Source organism: Dyella terrae, from assembly GCF_004322705.1.
GTDB lineage: Bacteria > Pseudomonadota > Gammaproteobacteria > Xanthomonadales > Rhodanobacteraceae > Dyella_D > Dyella_D terrae.
In genome coordinates this window covers 480,257-501,403 of record NZ_SIZZ01000002.1, presented here as the reverse complement: position 1 = coordinate 501,403, position 21,147 = coordinate 480,257, and the positions used below count along the sequence as shown (strand labels likewise).

The 21,147-nt window shown below is 63.3% G+C and carries 16 protein-coding genes; 7 read left to right on the top strand and 9 right to left on the bottom strand.

Annotated elements, in window-relative coordinates; genetic code table 11:
* Positions 1 to 376: 376 nt before the first annotated feature.
* Genes EYV96_RS13065 through EYV96_RS13035 form a run of 7 tightly spaced genes read right to left on the bottom strand, consistent with a single transcriptional unit; the run spans position 377 to position 8,110 of the window.
* Positions 377 to 1,504, bottom strand: a complete 1,128-nt coding sequence (locus EYV96_RS13065) for an NAD(P)/FAD-dependent oxidoreductase (RefSeq protein WP_131151981.1) — start codon at positions 1,502 to 1,504, stop codon at positions 377 to 379.
* Positions 1,501 to 2,739 (bottom strand): dicarboxylate/amino acid:cation symporter, encoded by a 1,239-nt coding sequence (locus tag EYV96_RS13060; protein ID WP_131151980.1) that lies wholly within the window; start codon positions 2,737 to 2,739, stop codon positions 1,501 to 1,503. The genes EYV96_RS13065 and EYV96_RS13060 overlap by 4 nt, the downstream gene beginning before the upstream one ends.
* Positions 2,736 to 3,536, bottom strand: a complete 801-nt coding sequence (locus tag EYV96_RS13055; RefSeq protein WP_131151979.1) for a L,D-transpeptidase family protein — start codon at positions 3,534 to 3,536, stop codon at positions 2,736 to 2,738. Before EYV96_RS13055 ends, EYV96_RS13060 begins: the two co-directional genes overlap by 4 nt.
* 7 nt (positions 3,537 to 3,543) lie before the next feature.
* Entirely contained in the window at positions 3,544 to 4,389 is an 846-nt protein-coding gene (locus tag EYV96_RS13050) for a MurR/RpiR family transcriptional regulator (RefSeq protein WP_131151978.1), read from the bottom strand.
* Positions 4,390 to 4,391: 2 nt separating this feature from the next.
* Positions 4,392 to 5,483, bottom strand: a complete 1,092-nt coding sequence (locus tag EYV96_RS13045) for a dipeptide epimerase (protein ID WP_131151977.1) — start codon at positions 5,481 to 5,483, stop codon at positions 4,392 to 4,394.
* A 47-nt stretch (positions 5,484 to 5,530) separates the two neighbouring features.
* Complete coding sequence (locus tag EYV96_RS13040; protein ID WP_131151976.1) at positions 5,531 to 6,931, bottom strand: C40 family peptidase; 1,401 nt, start codon at positions 6,929 to 6,931, stop codon at positions 5,531 to 5,533.
* Positions 6,932 to 6,958: 27 nt separating this feature from the next.
* Positions 6,959 to 8,110 (bottom strand): DUF819 family protein, encoded by a 1,152-nt coding sequence (locus tag EYV96_RS13035; RefSeq protein ID WP_131151975.1) that lies wholly within the window; start codon positions 8,108 to 8,110, stop codon positions 6,959 to 6,961.
* A gap of 147 nt (positions 8,111 to 8,257) precedes the next feature.
* Here EYV96_RS13035 and EYV96_RS13030 point away from each other — a divergent pair, with 147 nt between their 5' ends.
* The 7 genes from EYV96_RS13030 (at position 8,258) to EYV96_RS13000 (ending at position 18,694) form a co-directional block, all read left to right on the top strand.
* Positions 8,258 to 9,796: a transglutaminase-like domain-containing protein gene (locus EYV96_RS13030; protein WP_425478737.1), complete on the top strand. Its 1,539-nt coding sequence runs from the start codon at positions 8,258 to 8,260 to the stop codon at positions 9,794 to 9,796.
* A 63-nt stretch (positions 9,797 to 9,859) separates the two neighbouring features.
* Positions 9,860 to 12,844, top strand: coding sequence for a TonB-dependent receptor (locus EYV96_RS13025; RefSeq protein ID WP_240732533.1), 2,985 nt, complete (start codon positions 9,860 to 9,862; stop codon positions 12,842 to 12,844).
* 78 nt (positions 12,845 to 12,922) lie between these two features.
* Positions 12,923 to 14,200 (top strand): diaminopimelate decarboxylase, encoded by a 1,278-nt coding sequence (lysA, locus tag EYV96_RS13020; RefSeq protein WP_240732531.1) that lies wholly within the window; start codon positions 12,923 to 12,925, stop codon positions 14,198 to 14,200.
* Entirely contained in the window at positions 14,197 to 15,411 is a 1,215-nt protein-coding gene (locus EYV96_RS13015) for a dipeptidase (protein WP_131151972.1), read from the top strand. The genes lysA and EYV96_RS13015 overlap by 4 nt, the downstream gene beginning before the upstream one ends.
* Positions 15,408 to 16,946 (top strand): serine hydrolase domain-containing protein, encoded by a 1,539-nt coding sequence (locus EYV96_RS13010; RefSeq protein ID WP_131151971.1) that lies wholly within the window; start codon positions 15,408 to 15,410, stop codon positions 16,944 to 16,946. Before EYV96_RS13015 ends, EYV96_RS13010 begins: the two co-directional genes overlap by 4 nt.
* The gene (locus EYV96_RS13005; protein ID WP_425478736.1) at positions 16,939 to 17,646 is read left to right on the top strand and encodes a M15 family metallopeptidase; all 708 of its coding nucleotides are present in this window, start codon (positions 16,939 to 16,941) and stop codon (positions 17,644 to 17,646) included. Before EYV96_RS13010 ends, EYV96_RS13005 begins: the two co-directional genes overlap by 8 nt.
* A 13-nt stretch (positions 17,647 to 17,659) precedes the next feature.
* Complete coding sequence (locus tag EYV96_RS13000; protein WP_131151969.1) at positions 17,660 to 18,694, top strand: serine hydrolase domain-containing protein; 1,035 nt, start codon at positions 17,660 to 17,662, stop codon at positions 18,692 to 18,694.
* Between the two features lie 166 nt (positions 18,695 to 18,860).
* Here EYV96_RS13000 and EYV96_RS12995 read toward each other — a convergent pair whose 3' ends face one another.
* Together EYV96_RS12995 and trpE are read right to left on the bottom strand one after the other, a co-directional pair.
* On the bottom strand, positions 18,861 to 19,562 hold the full coding sequence (locus tag EYV96_RS12995; RefSeq protein WP_205746164.1) for a hypothetical protein: 702 nt from the start codon (positions 19,560 to 19,562) through the stop codon (positions 18,861 to 18,863).
* A gap of 3 nt (positions 19,563 to 19,565) precedes the next feature.
* Positions 19,566 to 21,041 (bottom strand): anthranilate synthase component I, encoded by a 1,476-nt coding sequence (trpE, locus tag EYV96_RS12990; protein ID WP_131151968.1) that lies wholly within the window; start codon positions 21,039 to 21,041, stop codon positions 19,566 to 19,568.
* Positions 21,042 to 21,147: the final 106 nt, after the last annotated feature.

Genomic DNA, 21,147 nt, shown 5'->3' with positions numbered 1-21,147 from the left:
CACCCGCTTCCACAAAGGCGACAGCCACCCCTCCCCCTGGGCGGCCGGCGGCGACGTCATGCGTTTGCTCCACGGGGGAAGCCTGAACTCAAGCAGGGAACCGTCCATTGCGTTGCCAACGCCCGTCGGCCGCGATGCCTCCAGCGCCACATACGGCACGAACGGGGTCACCCCAAAAGATCGCGAAGGGGCGTGACTGGGAGCAAGGTGCATGGGCGATTCCAGAAGCAGGTCGTCCGCAGCCAACCTGGCGGACCGCACGTGCATGGGGAATCTACGGCGCCAGGATGCGCGCCGCATGAAGCAGACGTTGAGCTGGGATGAACATCGCTTGCGCTGCACCCGGCGATTCGCGCGCCAGGTGCGTAGAAGCCGGTCAGTTGCGCGGTGCCAGCATGCCCGCCTGTAAACCGGAGTCCTCAAGGTGAGTCGGCAAACCATGACCAAGCGCGAGTGAAGCGCAGGCTTCACCCATCGCGGCACTGGTCTGGATGCCATACCCTCCCTGGGCCGCCACCCAGAAGAACCCGGGTGCGTCCTTGGCGAAACCGCCCACCAGGTCACCGTCCGGCACGAACGAACGCAGGCCGGCCCAGGTTCGCGTCGGGCGACGAATCGTCATCGTCGTGGCCTCTTCGATGCGATGGATGCCCATGGCAATGTCCAGTTCTTCGGGCTGCACATCGTGCGGCAACACGGGATCGGCATTGGCGGCCGATCCGAGCAGCAGCCCCGCATCAGGCTTGAAGTAGAAGCTCTCGTCGGCGCCGATGACAAACGGCCAGCGCGATGCATCGATCCCTTGCGGTCCTTCGAACAGGAACGCCGAGCGTCGCCGCGGCTCGATGCACAGGGGCGCTACGCCTGCCATCGATGCCACCTGATCCACCCAGGCACCGGCCGCATTCAGCAGCAGTGGCGTGCGGTACACGGTGTCGCCTGTGTCGATATACCAATGCCCCGGACCGCGCTCGATCGACTGGATGTGTACCTGGGTGCGCAGCTGTCCGCCGCGCGCCTTGAGTCCGCGGAGGAATCCCTGGTGCAGTTCGTGCACATCGATGTCGGCTGCGCCCGGTTCGTACAAGCCAATGCGCGCAGCTTCAGGCCGCACGACGGGCACGGCATCGAGCACCTGCTTCGTCGTCCACAGCGCCAGATCGTGCGTGAGGCCCCGCATGGCATCGAACATGGCGTGCACATCGACCTCCTGCGCATCATTACCGATGATGACCGTGCCTCGGGGCGTCAGGATCGGGTGCTGCGCAAAGCCTGCCGGCGGACGATCAAGAAACGGACGCGTCGCACGACTGAGCGCACGCACCTGCGCGGACCCATAGGTTTCGGAGAACAGCGCCGCCGAACGGCCAGTGGAATGAAAGCCCGCGTGCTCTTCACGCTCGAGCACCAGCACCTGCACATGCGGTGCCAGGAAATACGCCACCGATGCACCGGCCATGCCTGCGCCGATCACCACCGCATCGATATCCACCACTTTGCTCATGCGCCATCTGCCCTGGATTGACGTGCCACCACGCTGGTTGCCGTGATGTCCCCCGTGACGTTGCCGAGCGTGGCCAACGCGTCAGGCAAGGTATCGACCGCCAGCATCAAACCCAGCGGGCCCACCGGCACGCCCATGGCTTGCGCCACCGGCAAATTGGTTGCCATGAAGCTGACGGCGCCCGGCAGACCCACCGAGCCCAGGCTGATGACCACGGCCAGCAGGGCACCCGTCACCAGGGGGCCCGGTCCAAGATGCATGCCAAACGCCCAGGCGATGAAACACGCCGACGTGACGTACTGCACCGGACTGGTCAGCCGAAAGAGACTGACGGCCATCGGCAGGACCAGGGCCGTGACGTGAGGCGGATAACCCAGACGCTGTCCCGCGCTTTCGATCATCGCCGGAAGCGAGGCCAGCGATGACTGCGTGCTGGCGGCAACGATCTGCGCAGGCACGAGTGCAGCCACATAGCGACGCACGTGCTCACCTCCCCAGATGACCGCCACCGGCAGCATCATGGCCGTGACCGACAGGTAAAGCAGGCATTCCACCAGCACATAGATACCGAGCGCGCCGAGCATGTGCAGCCCCGCGCGAGCGCAGACCGACAGGATCAGCGCAAACACGCCCAGCGGCGCGACCAGCAGGACCCAGCGCACGATGACGATCATCGCTTCGGCGATGGCCTGGAAAAACTCGACGATCAAGGCGCGACGCTTGTCATCGATGCGCGTGATGGCAAAGCCGAAAAACAGTGCAAAGACCACCAGGGGAAGCATTGCGCTCTGCGCCGCAGCCATCAGTGCATTGCTCGGCACCACGCCATTGAGCCACTCGGACCAGCTCACCGCAGGCACATTCGCCGTCGACCCGGCGACCGCACGACCAAGGGCGTCGGCGAGCGCCGGACTGCGCGGAAACAGGTTGAATACCAGGGGCGCAGCCAGCGCCGCAAACAGCGCACCGACGACCAGGAGGACGATGAAGACCCCGATGGCACGACGCGCGACGCGTCCGGAAGCCGCCGCATCGGTGGCGGTATTCACGCCGACGACAATGAGCGCCAGCACGAGCGGCACGACGGTCATCTGGAGGGCGTTGAGCCAAAGGCGACCAAACGGCTGGACCACATCGGCCACCTGGACGGCGATGCCGCTATCCCAGGCATCGAGCGCCAGACCTGCCACCGCACCGAGGGCAAGCCCTGCCAGCACACGCGAGGTGGCACTCATGGACGACCGTCCCACGTGGGCAGCGACCAGGCTTCGGCGAGGGTGTTGTATTGGCGCTGAGGCATCAGCACAAACACCGGATGCTCCTCGGGCTTCAGCCAGCCAAGTATCCGACGCATGACGTCTTCGCTCATGGCGGTGCAACCGGCCGTGGATTCGGTGGGCGTGCGGTAAAGGTGCGCAAAGATGCAGGAGCCCGAACCTGCCTTGTTGGCCGGATTCTGCTCGATGACAAAACCCAGCTTGTAGCGCGTGTCGCCGTTGGCGTGAAGATCGCGGCGCATCGGCTCGGTCGATCCCTTGACGGCGGCGTCGCCAACCTTCCTGGCATCCACAATCGTGTTGTAGAGCGGCGACCCGTCGACGTCGACGCAGTAGTCACTCACCTGTAGGCCGCGATAGCTCATGGCCGTGGGAAAAGTCGCGCTGTATCCGAATGCGTCGCCAATGTGAAAGACGCCCGCCGTCGCACGACCATCGCCTTCCTTTTTCTGCGGCCCATCCTTTTGCACAGGCTGCAAACCCAGCCCCCATGCCGAACCGGCGCGACCCACCATCACCGGCACGGCGTCGGCGGTGGCCACCCATCGTCCGCTGCGCCGCTCGAAGGTGCGCATCGTGCCATGGTCGGCATTCCAGTCCGGCGTCGTCACCACGATCACCTGCCCCGCGTGATGCCAGGCGGCGGCTTCGGGAACCGGCGTGGCGGACTGGGCGCAGGCGGCGGCAAGCAGGATGCCGCTTACGCACAACCAGGTCAGGACACTACGAAACGTGGAGCGCGGCGGCTGGGACATGGTGGACTCAAGGTTCGTGCAGCAACTGGATGCGTTCGAGATTGGCCATCAGCGCGGCATGGCGCTTCTCGTCGTTCTCGCACAGATGGATGAAGATGCCGTCCAGCAGATGCTGCAGGGCCGACTGATAAACCAGCGACTGGATGTACTCGCGCTCGTCGTGCGCGGACACCAGCAGTGCGATATCGGCCAGAGCGCGCACGGGATTGGACGTATGGCGGGTGACCGTCACCACACGGCCGCGGCGGTCGCGAAACTGCCGCGCGATCTTGCACAGGGCCGGATGATTCCCGTGCTCGGAGAACACCACCAGCACATCGCCCGATTCGGCCCCGGAAACGCTGGCCGTCATGCGTGCCATGTCGAAACTGTGCAGGACGAGCATGCCCAGCATCGACAACTTGAAAGTGAAAGCGCGCGCGGGAATATCGTCCTCGCCAAGCCCCACGACGAAAACCTTGCCTGCGGCGGCAATCGCATGCGTCGCGGCATCCAGCGTCTCCGACGGATTGATCAATCGCGTCGCCTCCTCCGCTTCGGACTTGCGTCGCCACAGGCCGCTGCCACTTTCAGTGGCATCCCCGTCGTGCTGCGCCACGACCACGGCCGCATCGCCATTGTCGGCACGTGCCATAGCTTCGCCGACGGCGTACTTCAGGTCGGGATAGCCCTTGAAACCGAGCTTCTGCGTGAACTTCACCACGCTGGACTGGCTGATGCCCAGCGCATTGGCCAGCTGCTGCGACGAGTAGTCGCGCAGCAGCTGGGCATTCTCCAGGATGAAGTCGGCGATGCGCCGCTCCACCGCGGACATCTGGTCGCGTTCGGAACGGATCTTGACCAGTGCCGTCATGATCAGATGCGCTCGAGATCGCGGATTTCACGCACGCCCAGGCCTGGCGCATCCGTGATGGTGATTTCCGATTCATTGAAGATCACGCCGCCGTCGATGGGATTGAACTGGCAAAGCGAAGGACCATCGAGGTCAATCTTGGTGATCACATTGGCCTTGGCCACGGCGACGTGCACCGCCGCCGATACGCTGATGCTCGACTCCAGCATGCAGCCGATCATGCACTCGATGCCGTACATCGAGGCGATATCGGCGATGCGGATGGCATTGGAGATGCCACCGGTTTTCATGAGCTTGATGTTGATGATGTCCGCCGCGCGCATGCGGATCAGGTCAATCACTTCCATCGGCCCGAACACGCTCTCGTCGGCCATCACCGGCGTATGCACGCGCTCAGTCACATAACGCATGCCTTCGAGGTCGCGCGCCTTCACCGGCTGCTCGACCAGCTCCAGGCGCACGCCCGCGTCTTCGAGCGTCTGCAAGGCATACACGGCTTGCTTGGCGGTCCAGCCCTGATTGGCATCGAGGCGCAGCAGCGCGCGATCTTCAACGGCGGCATAGATCGCCTTCACCCGTTCGATATCGACGCCGATGTCCTTGCCCACCTTGATCTTGAGCGACTCGAAGCCGCGCTCTACGGCACTCACCGAATCGGCCACCATCTTGTCGATGTAATCGACGCTGATGGTGATGTCGGTGGTGATCACCGGGTCGCCACCGCCGAGCAGCTTGTACAGCGGCGCGTTGTAGAGCTGGCCCCACAGGTCGTAGATGGCGATCTCCACCGCCGCCTTGGCGCTGGTGTTCTTCTCCATCGAACTCTGGATCAACTGCGTGATGCGGTTGAGGTTAGAGATGTCCTGGCCGATCAGGCGCGGCGAGATGTAATGGCGAATGGCATCGACAATGGAGCCGTGCGTATCGCCCGTGATGACCGCGGTCGCGGGCGCTTCGCCGTAACCGATGTTCCCGGTGTCCGTATGCACCATCACGATGATGTCTTCGACCTTGCTCACCGTGCGCAGCGCCGTCTTGAACGGCGTCTTCAGCGGTACGCGCAACATGCCGAACTGGATATCGGTGATTTTCATGAGATCCGTCTTTCTGGGTGTCTGGTCGATGAGGCGAAGTGCGGCTTTCAGCGAATGCGCACGATGCTGGTCATGCGGTCGATGTAAGTCTGATGGTCGTTGAACAGCAAAGGGCGAAGCGGCGTGACCGAAACGGCATTGAGCTTGACGCGGTGCATCTTGCCCTCGCTATCGCGGTAACTCATGCCGCCGGTGTCGTGGATGACGTAAGGCTCCCCGTCGATTCGACCGATCATCATCATCACGTGGCCGGGGATGTAGATCAGGTCGCCCGGCTGGAGTTCCTCCACGGCCTTCTGACGCGTAGCCTTGTCGCTCTTGTCATTGAACAACTGGTGCTGCAGGGCCGGACTCACCGCCTGCGCGCTGGTATTGCGCGGCATGACGACGCCCATGCTCTTGTAGACGTCCGACACGAATCCACTGCAGTCGCGGCCGTCGTAGTCGTGACCCCAGCCGTAGCGTTCGCCCAGGAACTTGAAGGCCTGGCGTACGATGTTGGCCTGCGTCAGGGGCAGGTAATCGGCGTGCGTGTCCTTGTTGTGCTGGACCAGCGCCGAGGCAAAGGCAAGCTTGCCGTCAGGTCCACGCACAGGCATCTGCAACGCGTAGGAACTGTAGGCCGTCTGCCCGTTGACCGGCTGATCAGGCGCCAGCGCGGTGTCCAGCGGAAGGCGCGTACCCATGTCCAGCTGCAGTTCGGACACCGCCGGTTGTTCGCGGGTGTAAACCGTATGGACGGTGGCGCCGGTCACCACTCGGTAGGGTTGCTTGTCCGCATAGTCGAGCACGGCCTTCGCATCGCCCTCGGCCACCGCGTCAGCACGGATCCATGCGCCATAGCGCGGGCTCAGCACAAAAAGCCAGCGACCATCGCGACTCGCGTGCAGAATCGCCACCGGCGTCCCGGGGAATTCTGCCGATTCCTGGAAGCGATCGATATCGGTGTCGCCCCGGGAGGTGAACACACGCATCTCGGTGGGCAAGGCGCGCATGGCGGCGCGACGCACCACCAGGCCGAAGCGCGGCGTGATGTTGTCCGGGAGGTTTTCCAGTGCCATGGCGTTCATGGCGGCGTCGACATCGGAAGCCGGCACCGTCTGTCCATTGACGTCGTAAAGCGCCTTGGTCGGCCGCGTCGACACCATGTTCAGCCATTCCATGACCTGCGCCTTGCTCACCGAGGCCGGCAGCTTGCGCAGGTCGTGCATGGTCTTGTCTTCGGCGAACACGCGCGCGTTCTGCGCGTCAATGGCCTGGCGATCAAGAATCACGCCCTCCGCCGTCGGCAGGCGCTGCACCCAGAACTCAGGATCGAGCTGCGTATCGGTGACGCCCATGACGCCCGACGGCGGCACCGGCAACGCGCGCGGCGCGTCCTTGGCCCATGTCGCGCCACCCGGCACGGCAAGCGCGAAAACAATGGCAGCAACGAGCGGAAGACGCATGCGTTTTCTCCTACTTGGGCGCGCCGCTCAGGGCGCGGCCAGTTTCGACAGGACCGAAGCCACCATCAGGCCGTAACCGGTACCGATGATGTAACCGAGCAAGGCGAGCAAAATTCCGACCGGCACCAGCGCGCGTGAGTACGTCGCCGCCAGCACCGGCGTGGCCGCCACGCCACCGATATGCGCAAGCGATGAGATGCCGCACAAATACAGGTCGAACCGGAACAGCTTGGCAAAGCCCACCAGCAGGACGGCGTGAATGGTGATGATGGTGACGCCGCACAGCAGGTAGATCGGCGCGGCAGCGATGCCCTGGAAATTGCTTTGCGAGGCAAGCACGGCCACCACGCTGATCAGCAGCGTGCCGGAGATCGTGCTGGCACCCGGGAAGCGGGCCAGCGGCGAATGCGCGGCAACGAGTCCGATGATGGTCGACAGCAGGATCGTCCATGTCGTTGCACCGATCATGCTGGACGTGGGCATGCGCTCACCCAGCCAGCTCGAGAGGGCCGCCACCAGCAAGGCCATGCCGAGCCAGAGCAACACGCTGTCTGGCGTCGTCGGACCGGTCTTGCGCGTCTCCGCCACTTCCATGTCGCTGCTGGACTTGGCCTTGGTCCAGGCGTTGAATGCCGGCGCCAGCCTGGCGACCGAGAACAGCACCACGACCCACATCGAATAGCACAGCGCGTCGGTCAGCAGGCTCATCGCCAGGTGCGTATCGGACATGCCAATCGCCTGCTTCACCGCGATCATGTTGGCCGTTCCGCCCACCCAGCTGCCGCTCAATGCCGCCAGCGGATGCCAGGCATCACCCGGCAACAGGCGCTTGAACAGCAGATAGGTGGCGATAAAGGCCACGAACAGGCTGATCGACGTGCAGACAAAGACACCAAGAACCCGCGGCCCCAATCGCAGGATCGCGCGCAGGTCGCAATTGATCATCAGCAAGAAAAGGAGGGCCGGCACCAGGCGCTGGACCAGGGTGCTCTGGGCCGCCTGGATGGCCTCGTTGTTCTGCCACAGGCCGGTGACGGCCAGTGCGGTCACCAGCAGATAGGTGAGCACGATGGGCGGCAGCACGTTGAAGATGCGCCAGCCGGAATAGCGCTCCACGGCGGGAAACAGCCCGGCAGCCAACAGCATTACGGCCAGGTATGGCCAGACCGTCTGAATCATCGAACCCCCTCGTCTACCCCGCGACCCCGGACCCTATTCCTCCCCGTGGAATAGGTAATTCCTGTGCCATTCGTTGGAAGCATAAATTATTGACCACAGATTGCAAGCATGCTACACAGCCATTTCTGCAACTACTTGCGGGGAGTAATGGCAGTGCATCCGGCTGATTCGCAGATCATGACGAACAAGGGGCGACGCCTGCGCGTTACCGTCCTCGCCTGCGCACTTTTCTGCGCCCTTCCTTCGATGGTTCTTGCGCAAAACAACGCGCCGGACACTACCGTCTCGCACACCATACAGGCGATCGACGCCGGGCACTTCAAGGACGCCGAGGCGGATATCGCCAAAGCCCTCGCCCAGCCCGGCATCGCCGCGAGCGAGCGCAACGCGCTCCTTTATCAGCGCGAACGCATGCGCCGCATCCTCATCGACTTCACGCTCGACGAAGCGGCGGTGAAGGAACGTGTACGCAAGCAGATTCCCGATCTGACCGATGCCGAATTCGATCGCTGGAACAAGCAGGGTCTGTTCGAGCACCAGGTCATCGACGGTCGCACGCTCTACTTCAAGCGCTCGCCGGGCAACCTGTTCCGGCTGAGCAAGGAAGCCGTGGCGCGTCGCAAGGACCACAAGGCCGACGATGACGGCCCCATGGAAAACCTCAACGACACGCACCGCGCCATTCGCGCGGACGCCATCGCCACCGGCAAGCACAACGGCCTCGTGCCGCATCGCGTGCGCATGACGCAGATTCTTACCGTCAATGCCGATGCGGTACCGGCCGGTGAGACGGTCGATGCATGGATTCCGTATCCGCACGACCTGCCCGGCCAGCAGGACGACGTCAAGTTCATCGGAAGCGAGCCGTCGACGCATGAGCTGGCAGACAACTCGGTGGCACAGCGCACCGTGCACATGTCCAAGCCCGCCAAAGCCGGCGAGAAGACGCAGTTCAAGGTGACCTACGAGGTCACGCTTTCGGCACAGGATTACCGCATCGACGGCAACAAGGTCACCAAGACGGTGATCACGCCCGAGCTGGCGCCCTATGTCGCCGAGCGCGCACCGCATGTCGTCTTCACCGACGACCTTCGCGCCTTCTCGAAGAAGGTGCTTGGCGACGAAAAGAATCCGTACCGCATCGTGCAGAAGCTTTTTGCGGCGGTGGACCAGATCCCGTGGGCAGGTGCTCGCGAGTACTCGACCATCTCCAATATCAGCGACTACACGCTGCACGCCGGGCATGGCGACTGCGGCCAGCAGACGCTCTTGCTGATCACACTGCTTCGCCTCAATGGCATTCCGGCGCGCTGGCAGTCGGGCATGGTTTTCTCCAAGGGTGACTACAGCAACATCCACGACTGGGGCCAGGTCTACCTGCCGCCCTACGGCTGGGTGCCGATGGACGTCACCACCGGCCAGTTGCACGGCTCCAGGCCGGGCGACGCGGCCATGCAGTGGTTCTACCTGGGCGGCCTGGACAACTGGCGCATCGCCTTCAACAGCGACTTCGGCACCGACTTCGTGCCGCCGAAACAGCAATTCCGCTCCGACAACGTCGACTCGCAACGCGGCGAAGTCGAGTGGAAGGGCGGCAATCTTTATTTCAATCAGTGGGATTACGACTTCAAGTGGCAGTTGTTGCCGACGTCGCAGGGAGGCGCGTCAGCCAGCGCAGGCAAGTAATTCCTTCCAACGATCGACAACATCTGGGGAGATGGGGAAATGGGGGCTTTGAGCAGTCGACGCATGTTTCGCAGGACCGCACTGAGTGCGGCGCTTTGTCTTGGCCTTGGCGTGTATGTCGCGCCCACCCATGCGGCCAATAACGACGGTACGGTGGTGGGCCGGACGACGGCCGGTGCCGTGGTGACGATCAAGGATCCGAATACCGGCTTCGAGCGCACGGTTACCGCCGACGACAAGGGCAACTTCCGTATCCCCTTCCTGCCCGTGGGCAAGTACCTGATCGAGTCCACTAAGGATGGGAACATCACCGCGCAAGCGTCCGATGTCGTTGTCACGCTCGGCAACGCAACGACAGTGAACCTTGGCGTGAAGGAACTCGAGGGCGTCAACGTCAGCGCCACGAGCATCATTACCGCGGTCGATGTGACGTCCACCGAGTCGGCCTTCAACATTTCCCGTGAGGAACTGCGTCGCCTTCCGGTTGATCAGACGGTTGCATCTGTCGCACTACTTGCGCCGGGTGTGGTCAAGGGCAACGCCGGCTTCGGCGGTATTTCGTTTGGTGGCTCGTCCATCGCCGAGAATGCGGTATACGTCAACGGTCTGAACGTCACCGACTTCTACAACCGCAACGGATTTTCCGAAGCGCCCTATAACTTCTACCAGGAGTTCCAGGTCAAGACGGGCGGCTACTCCGTGGAGTTCGGTCGCACGACAGGCGGCGTCATCAATGCCGTTGTCCGCTCGGGTAGCAATGTCTTCCACTGGGGCACGGAACTTACGTTGGAACCGGGCAACTGGCATTCCCGCGCCGATGACCATTACACCGCCGACGGCTCTCGCTATTTGACGTCAGGCGAGGATCGCGACTCGCTGTTCAAGGCCAACGTCTACGCATCCGGTCCCATCGTAAAGGACAAGCTGTTCTTCTTCGCGATGTACGAAGCCCAGGGCGACAACCCGCGAAATACCGACAACTATGGCACCAAGCTGTATAGCAACAGTGCCACACCGAACTTCTGGGGCACCAAGCTCAACTGGAACATCAACGACGACAACGTGCTTGAGCTGATGGCTTTCTCCGACAAAAAGGAGAACACGGCCGATGTCTATCGCTTTGACTATGACACAAAGACCCGTGGCAACAAGATCGACGAGGTCTACACTGATACGGGCGGCAAGAACTGGGCCCTTACCTACACCAGCTACCTGACGAGCAATCTGTCGATGAAGCTGATGTACGGCCAGAACAAGCGCGAAGCCTTCCAGCGCTCGCTGATGGATATCGATTGCAACGTGGTGTCCGCGACGAGTGCCGTGCCGCGGCCGGATCCCAATACCCCGGTCGGCTGCGCCAGCAATACGTCGGTTGCCAAGCGCAACGACGATCGCAAGCAGTACCGCGCCGACTTCGAATGGAAACTGGGTGACCATCTCGTTCGCTTCGGTTACGACCACGAGCAGGACACGTCCGACTACAGCCGCTACTATCCCGGTCCCGGTGCGCTCTACTACAACGTCTACACCGCCAACCCGGGCGACAGCATCTCCAACCCCGCAGGCGGCGGCGTTATTCCTCCCGGCTACTACGGCTACGTTCGTGCCCGTCGTTATGAGATCGCCGGTACGTTCCAAACCACCAACAACGCCCAGTACATCGAAGACAGCTGGCAGATCACACCGAAGCTGATGTTGAACTTCGGGCTGCGTCGCGACGGCTTTGACAACAAGGCAGCCGACGGGGCCAGCTACATCAAGATGGACAACATGTGGGCGCCGCGCCTGGGCTTCTCCTGGGACATGAAGGGCGACGGATCCACCAAGCTCTACGGCAACCTCGGGCGCTACTATCTGCCGGTCGCCAACGTCATCAACATCAAGCAGGCAGGCGGTCTCCTCGACCAGCGCACGTACTACGCGTTCGGCGGCTGGGAAACACGCACGGATGCTGCAGGCAACGATTACTACTTCCCGATCCTCGGGCCGCAGCTCGGTGGCGTGGACGTCTCCCAGGGTAACGGCACGGTTGGCGACCTGCGCTCGGAAGTCGACCACGACATGGACCAGGTCTATCAGGACGAGATGATCCTTGGCTTCCAGCAGATGCTTTCCTCGACTTGGTCGTGGGGCGTCAACGCCACATACCGCAAGCTGCATAACGCAATTGATGACATGGAGATCAGTGCGACCAAGCAGTGTGGCGAGAATGGCTACATCGGCTGGGTCATGGCCAACCCGGGCAAGAAGGTCACGGTCTGGGGCGACACGAATTGCGACGGAGTCGCCGATGGCTGGGTCACGGTCGACACGTCCAAGGAAGGTTGGGCTATGTACGACGCAGACGGAAACTACCTGGGCCAGCGTGGCTGGGTGAAGCCCAAGCGCACCTACACGGCACTCGAATTCCAGATTGATCGCGCCTGGGACGACAAGTGGTCATTCAATGGTTCGTATGTCCTGTCGTGGAACCGCGGCAACGCCGAAGGACCGGTGAACTCCGACACCGATTTCGACGATACGGGCCGAACCGAGAACTTCGACAATCCGTGGGTGAACTACGGCGGCAATGGTTACCTGCCGAACGATCGACGCCATCAGTTCAAATTCCGGGGCACTTATGCCATCACACCGCACTGGCAGGTCGCGGCAAACCTCGCTGTCCAGTCCGGCGGACCGGTGACAGGCTTCGGCGTGGGCAACCCCTATGACGCGACGAACTATCACAGTTACTACGTCTGTGTTCAGAACTGCGATTCGCCGGTGTCCGAAGACCGCATTTACGAGAAGTCACCGCGCGGCAAGTACGGCCGACTGCCATGGACGTACAACCTTGGCGCCAGCATTGCCTACATCCGTCCGTTCGAAGGTGGTGGCCAGCTTCGCGTGAAGCTCGCGGTCTACAACCTGCTTAACCAGCAGCGCGTCGTCCAGGTGGACCAGGATCTGCAGACCACGATCTCGGACCAGACCAATCCCACATTCCGCCAGGGCCTGGGCTTCCAGCAACCCCGTTTCACCCAATTGACGGTGTCCGTGGACTTCTAAGACACCTCCCCGCGGCGGCCCGCTTCGTGCGGGCCGCCTTTTTTCTTATCGCCATCCGTGGTGATGGCAAGGCACCACATGTCACTGCAGCAACCTGACCCGCCGCGCATCGATGCGGACGCCTGGTTCGACGGCGTCGATCTGCGCGAACTGGCCGCACGCTATCCCACCCCGTTCTACGCTTACTCCGCCAACGCGATCCGTACGCGCATCCGAGGGCTGCAGCAGGCCCTGGCCGGGCTGAACTATGCGATCTGCTACGCGGTGAAAGCCAACTCCAACCTGGCCGTGCTTCAGCTGATGGCCGCCGAAGGCGTGGGCGCGGATATCGTGTCGTCGGGTGAACTGTGGCGCAGCCTGCATGCTGGCATTCCGGCGCAGCGCATCGTCTTCTCCGGCGTGGGAAAGACCGAACAAGAAATGGCGGAGGCACTGGCAGCGGGCATCCAGCGATTCAATGTCGAATCGGCCGACGAACTGGAAGCGCTTGAGCGCCTCGCGTCCTCGCTGCACGTAACGGCGCATGCCGCCGTGCGCATCAACCCCGACGTGGACGCGCTGACGCACGCCAAGATTTCCACCGGCAAGGCCGAGAACAAGTTCGGCGTCAGCATCGCAGAAGCGCGACGCTGGTTTGCGCGCGCCGGATCGATGCACCACGTGAAGCTGGACGGCCTCCACGTCCACATCGGCTCACAGATGCTCAGCGTCGCGCCCATTCGCGAAGCCCTGGCCCGCGTCGCAGCGTTCTGGCGCGAACTGGAAGCGGCCGGGCACGCGCTGAACAGCATCGACGTCGGCGGCGGCCTGGGCGTGCGCTACCGGTACGGCCATGACGAGCCCGTCACCCCTGAGGCGTACGCGTCGGCCATCCGTGATCATCTTGGCGCCTTTAAGGGCCGCATCCTGCTGGAGCCGGGACGCTACCTCGTGGGCGAAGCGGGCGTGCTCCTTACCCGCGTCGTGCGCATCAAGCAGGGCGATACGCATCGTTTCGTGGTGCTCGACGCCGCGATGAACGACCTGCTGCGCCCCAGCCTGTACGACGCCTGGCACGACATCGTGCCGCTGGTGCCGCGCCCGGGACCCTCCCAGGCCTGCGACATCGTCGGCCCGGTCTGCGAAACCGGCGACACCTTCGCACGCGGCCGGATGCTCCCGCCGCTCGAGGCCGGAGACCTGGTCATGATCCGTACCAGTGGCGCCTACGGCTCCTCCATGTCGTCCACCTACAACTCCCGCCCGCTGGTGGCCGAGTTGCTGCTCGACGAAGGCCGCCATGCGATAGTGCGTCGCCGCCAGACTTTCGAAGACATGATCGCCGGCGAGCAGCCGGCCCGATGGGAGACCGTATGACGCTGCGCCGCCCTGCCCTGAGCCTCGCCCTGCTCGCCTGCCTGCCCGTCGCCGCCATGGCGCAGCAGGATCCGCCTGTCACCATCGACACGCACGTGGACATTCCCGCCACGTACATGCGTACGGCACAGTTCGATGTCGGCAAGGACACGCCCCTGCGCGTCGACCTGGGCAAGATGGAGCGCGGCGGGCTCAATGCGGCCTTCTTCATCATCTACGTCGAACAAGGCCCATTGACCAAGGCCGGCTACGCCAAGGCGCTGGCACAGGCGACGCAGAAGTACGACGACATCGACCTGATGCTCACGAAGTATCCAGACCGCATTCGTCTTGCCCGAACACCCGAACAGGTGATGGCCAACCGCAAAGCGGGCGTGCTTTCGGCCATGATCGGCATCGAGAACGGCTACTCGCTCGGTCATCAGCTTGGCAACCTCGACAAGGCGTTCGCGCGCGGTGCTCGCTATATCGGCATCACCCATGTCGGGAACAACGACCTCTGCACCAGTTCCATGCCCGAAGCAGATCTGGGTGACGCGCCGCTGGCGGAAACGGGGCTCACGCCTTTCGGGCACAGCGTCGTGACGCGCGCCAACCAGCTCGGCATCATGGTCGACGTCTCGCATAGCTCAGATGCCTGCGTGCGCGACGTGCTCAAGGCGACCAAGGCGCCGATCATCGCATCGCATTCGGGCGCACACGCCATCGTCAACCATCCCCGCAACCTGCCCGACGATTTGCTGCGAGCCATCGCGCAGAACGGCGGCGTCGTGCAGGCGGTGGCATACAAGGGCTTTCTCAAGCTCGATCCGGGCCGCGAGCTCGCCGAGAAGGCGCTGGCAGCCCAGGTCACCAAGGCTGCCGGCGACAAGCAGTACGACAGCGACAAGATCGATTTCCTGCCAGCCTATGTGGAAGGCATGCGCAAGATCGACGCGGCCTTTCCGCTTCCGAACCTCGACGACTACATCAAGCAGATTCGCCACATGGTCGGCGTCGCCGGCATCGATCATGTCGGCCTTGCTTCGGACTTCGACGGTGGCGGCGGTATCGATGGCTGGCAGAACGCCGAACAGACGCGAAACGTGACGGAGGCCCTGCGCAAGCATGGCTTCAGCGATGACGACATCGCCAAGTTGTGGGGCGGCAATCTGCTGCGCGTGTGGAAGCAGGTCGACGACGTCGCCGCGAAGGAAGGCAAGAATCCATGAAAGCGATGCGCCTGATCGCTCTTGGCCTGCTTTGCGCAGCATCGACAGCACAGGCTCAGACGTCCCACGATGACCTTGACCGCGTCGTCGACGCGACGATGGCGCGCTACAAGCTGCCTGGCATCGCCGTGGGTGTGATCGATCACGGCACGGTGGTTTACACCGCGACGCGCGGCGAACTCAGTCGCGGCAGTGGGCAACCCATCACGCGCCAGGCGCTTTTCAAGATCGCCTCCAACAGCAAGGCCATGACAGCCTCGTTGCTCGCGCGACTGGTTCAGCAGGGCAAACTGCGCTGGGACGATCCCGTTACCAAGTACCTGCCCGACTTTCGCATGCACGATCCGTGGGTGACGGAACACATGCAGGTCGGCGACCTGCTCACCCATCGCAGCGGCCTGCCCGAGGGTGGCGGCGACCTGATGCTGTGGCCCGAGCCCAATGATTTCACGCGTGCCGACATCGTGCATGCGCTAGCCTACCTTGAGCCGGCCTACGACTTTCGCGCCGGTTATGCCTACGACAACCTGCTCTACGTCGTGGCCGGCGAGGTGGCCGCCAAAGCCGGCGGCGCGCCCTATGAAACCCTGATGCAGCAGGAAGTGTTCAAGCCCCTTGGCCTGACGGGTTGTCGCGTGGGTGACTGGAGGCGCAGCGACGCGGGACCGTTGGCCGTTCCGCACGGCCTGCGCAAGGGCGTCGCCGTTCCGGAACCCGAACAAGGCGACACCATTCGCAGCACCACCATGGAAGCCGCCGGCGGTGTTCGCTGCAGCCTCGACGACATGCTGGCGTGGGCCCGAAACTGGCTGGCACCGGATGCCGATCAGTTGAAGTGGCTCGCACCGGATCAGCGCGATGCCTTGTGGACTCCTTACACGCCCATGCCGATCTCCGCGCTGCGGCGAGCCTGGGATGGCACGCGGATCTATGCCTATGGCTACGGATGGCGCATCGCCGACGCGGATGGCGAGCTGACGGTGTCGCATACGGGCACGCTGTCGGGCATGTACTCGGCGCTGATGTTGATGCCGCATCGACAGAGCGGCTTCGTCATCCTGATCAACGGCGAAGCCGACGATGCGCGCGCCGTGCTGACGGAAGTACTGCTCAAGCACTTTACGACCCCGGGTGGCGCCCGCAGCGTCGACAGCTACGCCGACGAGCTGGCGAAGCTCGAGTCCACGCGGGCCGAGCAGCACGTGCCGGACACGTCGTCACGCAAGCCAGCCACCACGCGCGAGCTGGACTCGCAGCTGGGTGTATGGCGTGATCCGTGGCTTGGGGATGTTCGCCTGTGCGCTGGCGAAGGTCACGTGCACTGGTCTTCGGTGAAGTCGCCTCGCCTGACCGGCCAGGTCATGCGTGTCGGCAAGCGCTACCTGGTGCAGTGGGACCACGGGATCGACGAGGCATGGATCACTTTCCCGAATGCGCCCGGTGCCGCCATGCGCATGAACAAGGTTGACCCCGACGCCGACTTCAGTTCGGATTTCGAGGATCTTCGCTTCAAGCGGGTCGGCGGCTGTGAATAAGCCTCTCCTCGTCGTGATAGGGCTGCTTGGATGCAGCGCGCTCGCTGCGCGCGGGCCTGTGAATGCACCGGATGGCGCACTCGCCCGCGCCGGATTTGTCGACGTTCGCCAACTCGTTCCCGATATGGCCGAAGACATCAAATACGCGGGGAGTGACAATTTTGTAGGTGTCCAGGTGGATGGCTACGAAGCACCCCGGTGTTACTTGCTCGCCCCGGCAGCCAGGGCATTGGCGCGCGTGGAAGCATCACTGCGGCCAAAGCACCAGCGCCTGCTGATCTGGGACTGCTACCGGCCGACGCAGGCCGTGGCGCACTTCATGCGCTGGGCGAAGGACCTGGGCGACCAACGCACCAAGGCCGTGCACTATCCCGCGCTCGACAAGACCGTCCTGCTTGGCGATTACATCGCGCCACGCTCGGGCCATAGCCGTGGCGCCACGGTCGACTTGACGATGATGCAGTGTGACGCGAACGATCAGCATTGCGTGCCGCTCGATATGGGTACCGGTTTCGATGTCTTCGACACACTGGCCCATACCGATTCGCCGCGCGCCACGGCCATGCAACACGCCCATCGTGAGCAACTGAAATCCGCGATGGAAAGCGCGGGGTTCAACAATTACGCGATGGAGTGGTGGCACTACACGTTCAAGCCCGAACCGTCGCCCGACACATACTACGACTTGCCCGTACGTTGATGAGGAGTGTTTCATGCGTCGAATGATCATCGCCGCCACGGCGTGCATGGCGTTCTCGGGCATGGCGCCCGCCAGGGACGCCGGTTCCCTGCAACGTTATGAAGGGCATGTGCCTGGCGCATCCGTATTGGTACTCAAGGATGGCAAGCCCGTCCTGCGAAAGTCCCTCGGGTTTGCCAACCTGGAAACCGGCGAACGCGCGACACCGGCGACGGACTATCGCCTTGCTTCCGTCAGCAAGCAGTTCACCGCCGCGCTGATTCTCCTGCTGGCGGAAGACGGCAAGCTCAAGCTCGACGACCCCGTGCGAAAGTGGCTGCCGTCGCTGCCGGCGAGCGAGCAGGCGATCACGCTTCACCACTTGCTGTCGCACAGTTCCGGCCTGGTCGATTACGAAGACCTGATGCCGGCGGATTTTCCCGGGCAGATCAGCGATGCGCAGGTGCTCGATTTGCTGTCAAAGGAATCACGCACCTACTTCGCGCCGGGCACTTCATACCGGTACAGCAACAGCGGCTACGTACTGCTTGGACTGGTCGCTCAAAAAGCCGGTGGCAAGGACCTGGCCGCGCTGCTGAAGGAGCGCATCTTCGCGCCACTGCATATGGACAACACGCTGATGTATCGGCGCGGCGGCCCGGAGCCGGCGCATCGCGCCTATGGCTATAGCGAGGAATCAGGCAAGTGGGTGCGCACGGACCAAAGCCCGACGAGTGCCACGCGTGGCGATGGCGGCATTTATTCGTCCATCGATGACCTCGCGAAATGGGATGCCGCCTGGTACGACAACCGACTCCTGAGCGCACATTCACGCGAACTGGCGACAACGGCGCATACGCGCATCACCGACGAAGCCGACGTCGATGCCTACGGCTACGGCTGGCGGATTCATGGCGACGTTCGCTGGCATTCGGGCGAAAGCATGGGCTTTCGCCATGTGATCGTGCGGTGGCCCAGGCAGCACGTGACGGTGATCATGCTGACCAACCGCAATGACCCCGAGCCTTACCACCTGGCGCTTGAAGTCGCGAAACCCTACGTGGATTGATGCGCCTGTGGCCCGGCTCCGTCACGGGAGTCGATCATCGGGGGCACACGGGCCGCTCATGCTGCGGCCCTAGCATGCGTTCCAGCTCGTTTCCTGCGTTGTACATGACACGGGTCAGCAAGCGGCGGGGCCCGTCCCTTCCCCTCGCCGCTTGCGCTTCATGGCCTCAGGGCGCGATGGCCGGCTCCGCGTCGCGAATGGCAAGCACGTTGGAGGTATAGCTCTCCACCACCAGGCTGATCGGGTGGTTTTCCGGCGTCAGCAGGACGGCGCGATGCTGGAGCACATGCGCGGGGATATCGAGGGGCGTCGCGCTGCGATGCACGTCGCTCGGCAAGGGCTGGTCTTCCCAACCCGTCGGCAACGGCTGCCACAGCAGCTGCGCCGACAGCGTTTCGCGACGGAAGTGCAACGACTGGACTACCTTGCCAAAGGGCACATCGGTGCTGTCGAGCTCCTGGTTCATCGCGGCACTGAGGCGCGACGGCACGTACCAGTTGTCCGCTTCGGACAGCACGAGATTTCCGCAAACCAGCTGGACCTGGCGATAGCGCACTTCGTCATGCTCGCCAATGCCCAGCTGTTCACGCGCGCCGGGCGGCAGCGGCTTGTCCGCGCCTTTGACGCGACGCGCCACGACCCGCGCGTCATCGGCCAGGTGATGTGCGCCGCACCAGCTTTCCAGCGTCAACGTGGCACTGGGATGACTGAGCAGGCTGGCGTTGAGCGACTGCAACATCGCCAGCGCTTTCATGCGGCTGTAGCTGTCGTCGGTCCACACCAGGGTGCCCGGCTCATGCGCGGACGCCGTGAGCGAGTAGAGCAAGGGCAAGGCCGCCATTCCATAGCGCATGAGGGTGTGGTTCACGACTCAGAGTCCGCGCGCAGCCTGGGCCACGGCGCGGAACAGCGCGCGGCCCTTGCTCATGGTTTCTTCCCACTCGGCGCTGGGATCGGAGTCATACACGATGCCGGCACCGGCCTGCACGTGCAGGCGGCCGTCCTGGATGACAGCGGTGCGGATGGCAATCGCGGTATCCGCATCACCCCACCAGCCGATCCAGCCAATGGCACCCGCGTAGATATTGCGCTTGTACGGCTCCAGTTCCTGGATGATCTCAAGGGCGCGAATCTTGGGCGCACCGCTGAGCGTGCCCGCGGGGAACGTGGCCTTGAGCACGTCCATGTAGCCGATGCCATCGCGCGCCTTGCCCTGCACCTGCGAAACGATATGCATGACGTGGGAATAGCGCTCGATCACGAACGATTCGCTGACCTCGACGGTGCCGGTCTCGCTGATGCGGCCGACATCGTTGCGACCCAGGTCGATCAGCATAACGTGCTCGGCACGCTCTTTCGGATCGGCGAGCAGTTCGGTTTCGAGTGCCTGGTCTTCCGCTTCGGTTGTGCCGCGCTTGCGCGTGCCGGCCAGCGGACGCACCACCACCTTGCCGTCCTTCAGACGCGCGAGGATTTCCGGCGACGAGCCGACGATCTGCGTCTTGCCCAGGTCGACGAAATACATGTATGGCGACGGATTCAGCGCACGCAAGGCGCGATACACATCCACCGGGCGCGCATGGAAGCCGATGCTCAGGCGCTGCGAGGGCACCACCTGGAAGATGTCACCGGCGCGGATGTATTCCTTCGCGCGCTCCACCATCGCCTCGAACTCCTCCTTGGTGAAGGACGATTTGAAATCGCTTTCGTCGAGGGCGATGGACTGGGTGAGTTGCGGATACGACGCGCCGCCCTGACGCAACCGATAGACCAGCGCATCCAGGCGACGCTGCGCCTCGGCATAGGCATGTGGCTGCGACGGATCGGCATGCACGATCAGGTACAGGCGGCCCTTGAGGTTGTCGAACACCGCGACTTCCTCGGCCAGCATCAGCAGCACGTCGGGCGTGCCAAGCTCGTCGGCGCGATCCCACTGTGCGAGGCGCGGTTCGATGTAGCCGATGGTTTCGAAACCGAAGTAACCCACGAGGCCACCGCTGAAGGCCGGCAACTGCGGCAGGCGCGGCACGTCGTACTGGAGCCGCAGCTTCTCGATCTCCGCCAGGGGATCTTCGAGATGGCGACGCTCGGTGACTTCGCCGGAGTCTTCCACTTCCAGCTCGTGGCCGCGAAGGCGATAGACCCGCTTGGCCGGCAGGCCGATGATCGAATAGCGCCCCCAGGTAGCACCGCCTTCGACGGATTCGAACAGGAAGGTGTACGGGCCATCGGCCAGCTTCAGGTACACCGACAGCGGCGTGTCGAGGTCGGAGAAGACCTCGCGCACCAGCGGGATGCGCGTATGCCCTTGGGCAACCAGCGCGTCGAATTCGTCTCGGGAGATCACGTGGGGGGACGTTCCGGGTAGTCGAAGGGCCATTGTAAGGCGTTACGCCAGCGTGAGGGCGCCTGGCCCTGCCCCCTTCCGCCCCTTTGCAAGCCCCACTACCCTT

Excerpts from the sequence above, each read along its gene's own strand:
- EYV96_RS13045 (WP_131151977.1), bottom strand. The coding sequence starts at position 5,483 with ATGAAAATCACCGATATCCAGTTCGGCATGTTGCGCGTACCGCTGAAG.
- EYV96_RS13015 (WP_131151972.1), top strand. The coding sequence starts at position 14,197 with ATGACGCTGCGCCGCCCTGCCCTGAGCCTCGCCCTGCTCGCCTGCCTG.
- EYV96_RS13040 (WP_131151976.1), bottom strand. The coding sequence starts at position 6,931 with ATGCGTCTTCCGCTCGTTGCTGCCATTGTTTTCGCGCTTGCCGTGCCG.
- EYV96_RS13055 (WP_131151979.1), bottom strand. The coding sequence starts at position 3,536 with ATGTCCCAGCCGCCGCGCTCCACGTTTCGTAGTGTCCTGACCTGGTTG.
- EYV96_RS13035 (WP_131151975.1), bottom strand. The coding sequence starts at position 8,110 with ATGATTCAGACGGTCTGGCCATACCTGGCCGTAATGCTGTTGGCTGCC.
- lysA (WP_240732531.1), top strand. The coding sequence starts at position 12,923 with ATGTCACTGCAGCAACCTGACCCGCCGCGCATCGATGCGGACGCCTGG.
- EYV96_RS13000 (WP_131151969.1), top strand. The coding sequence starts at position 17,660 with ATGCGTCGAATGATCATCGCCGCCACGGCGTGCATGGCGTTCTCGGGC.
- EYV96_RS13060 (WP_131151980.1), bottom strand. The coding sequence starts at position 2,739 with ATGAGTGCCACCTCGCGTGTGCTGGCAGGGCTTGCCCTCGGTGCGGTG.
- EYV96_RS13050 (WP_131151978.1), bottom strand. The coding sequence starts at position 4,389 with ATGACGGCACTGGTCAAGATCCGTTCCGAACGCGACCAGATGTCCGCG.
- EYV96_RS13030 (WP_425478737.1), top strand. The coding sequence starts at position 8,258 with ATGGCAGTGCATCCGGCTGATTCGCAGATCATGACGAACAAGGGGCGA.
- EYV96_RS13065 (WP_131151981.1), bottom strand. The coding sequence starts at position 1,504 with ATGAGCAAAGTGGTGGATATCGATGCGGTGGTGATCGGCGCAGGCATG.
- EYV96_RS13010 (WP_131151971.1), top strand. The coding sequence starts at position 15,408 with ATGAAAGCGATGCGCCTGATCGCTCTTGGCCTGCTTTGCGCAGCATCG.
- EYV96_RS13025 (WP_240732533.1), top strand. The coding sequence starts at position 9,860 with ATGTTTCGCAGGACCGCACTGAGTGCGGCGCTTTGTCTTGGCCTTGGC.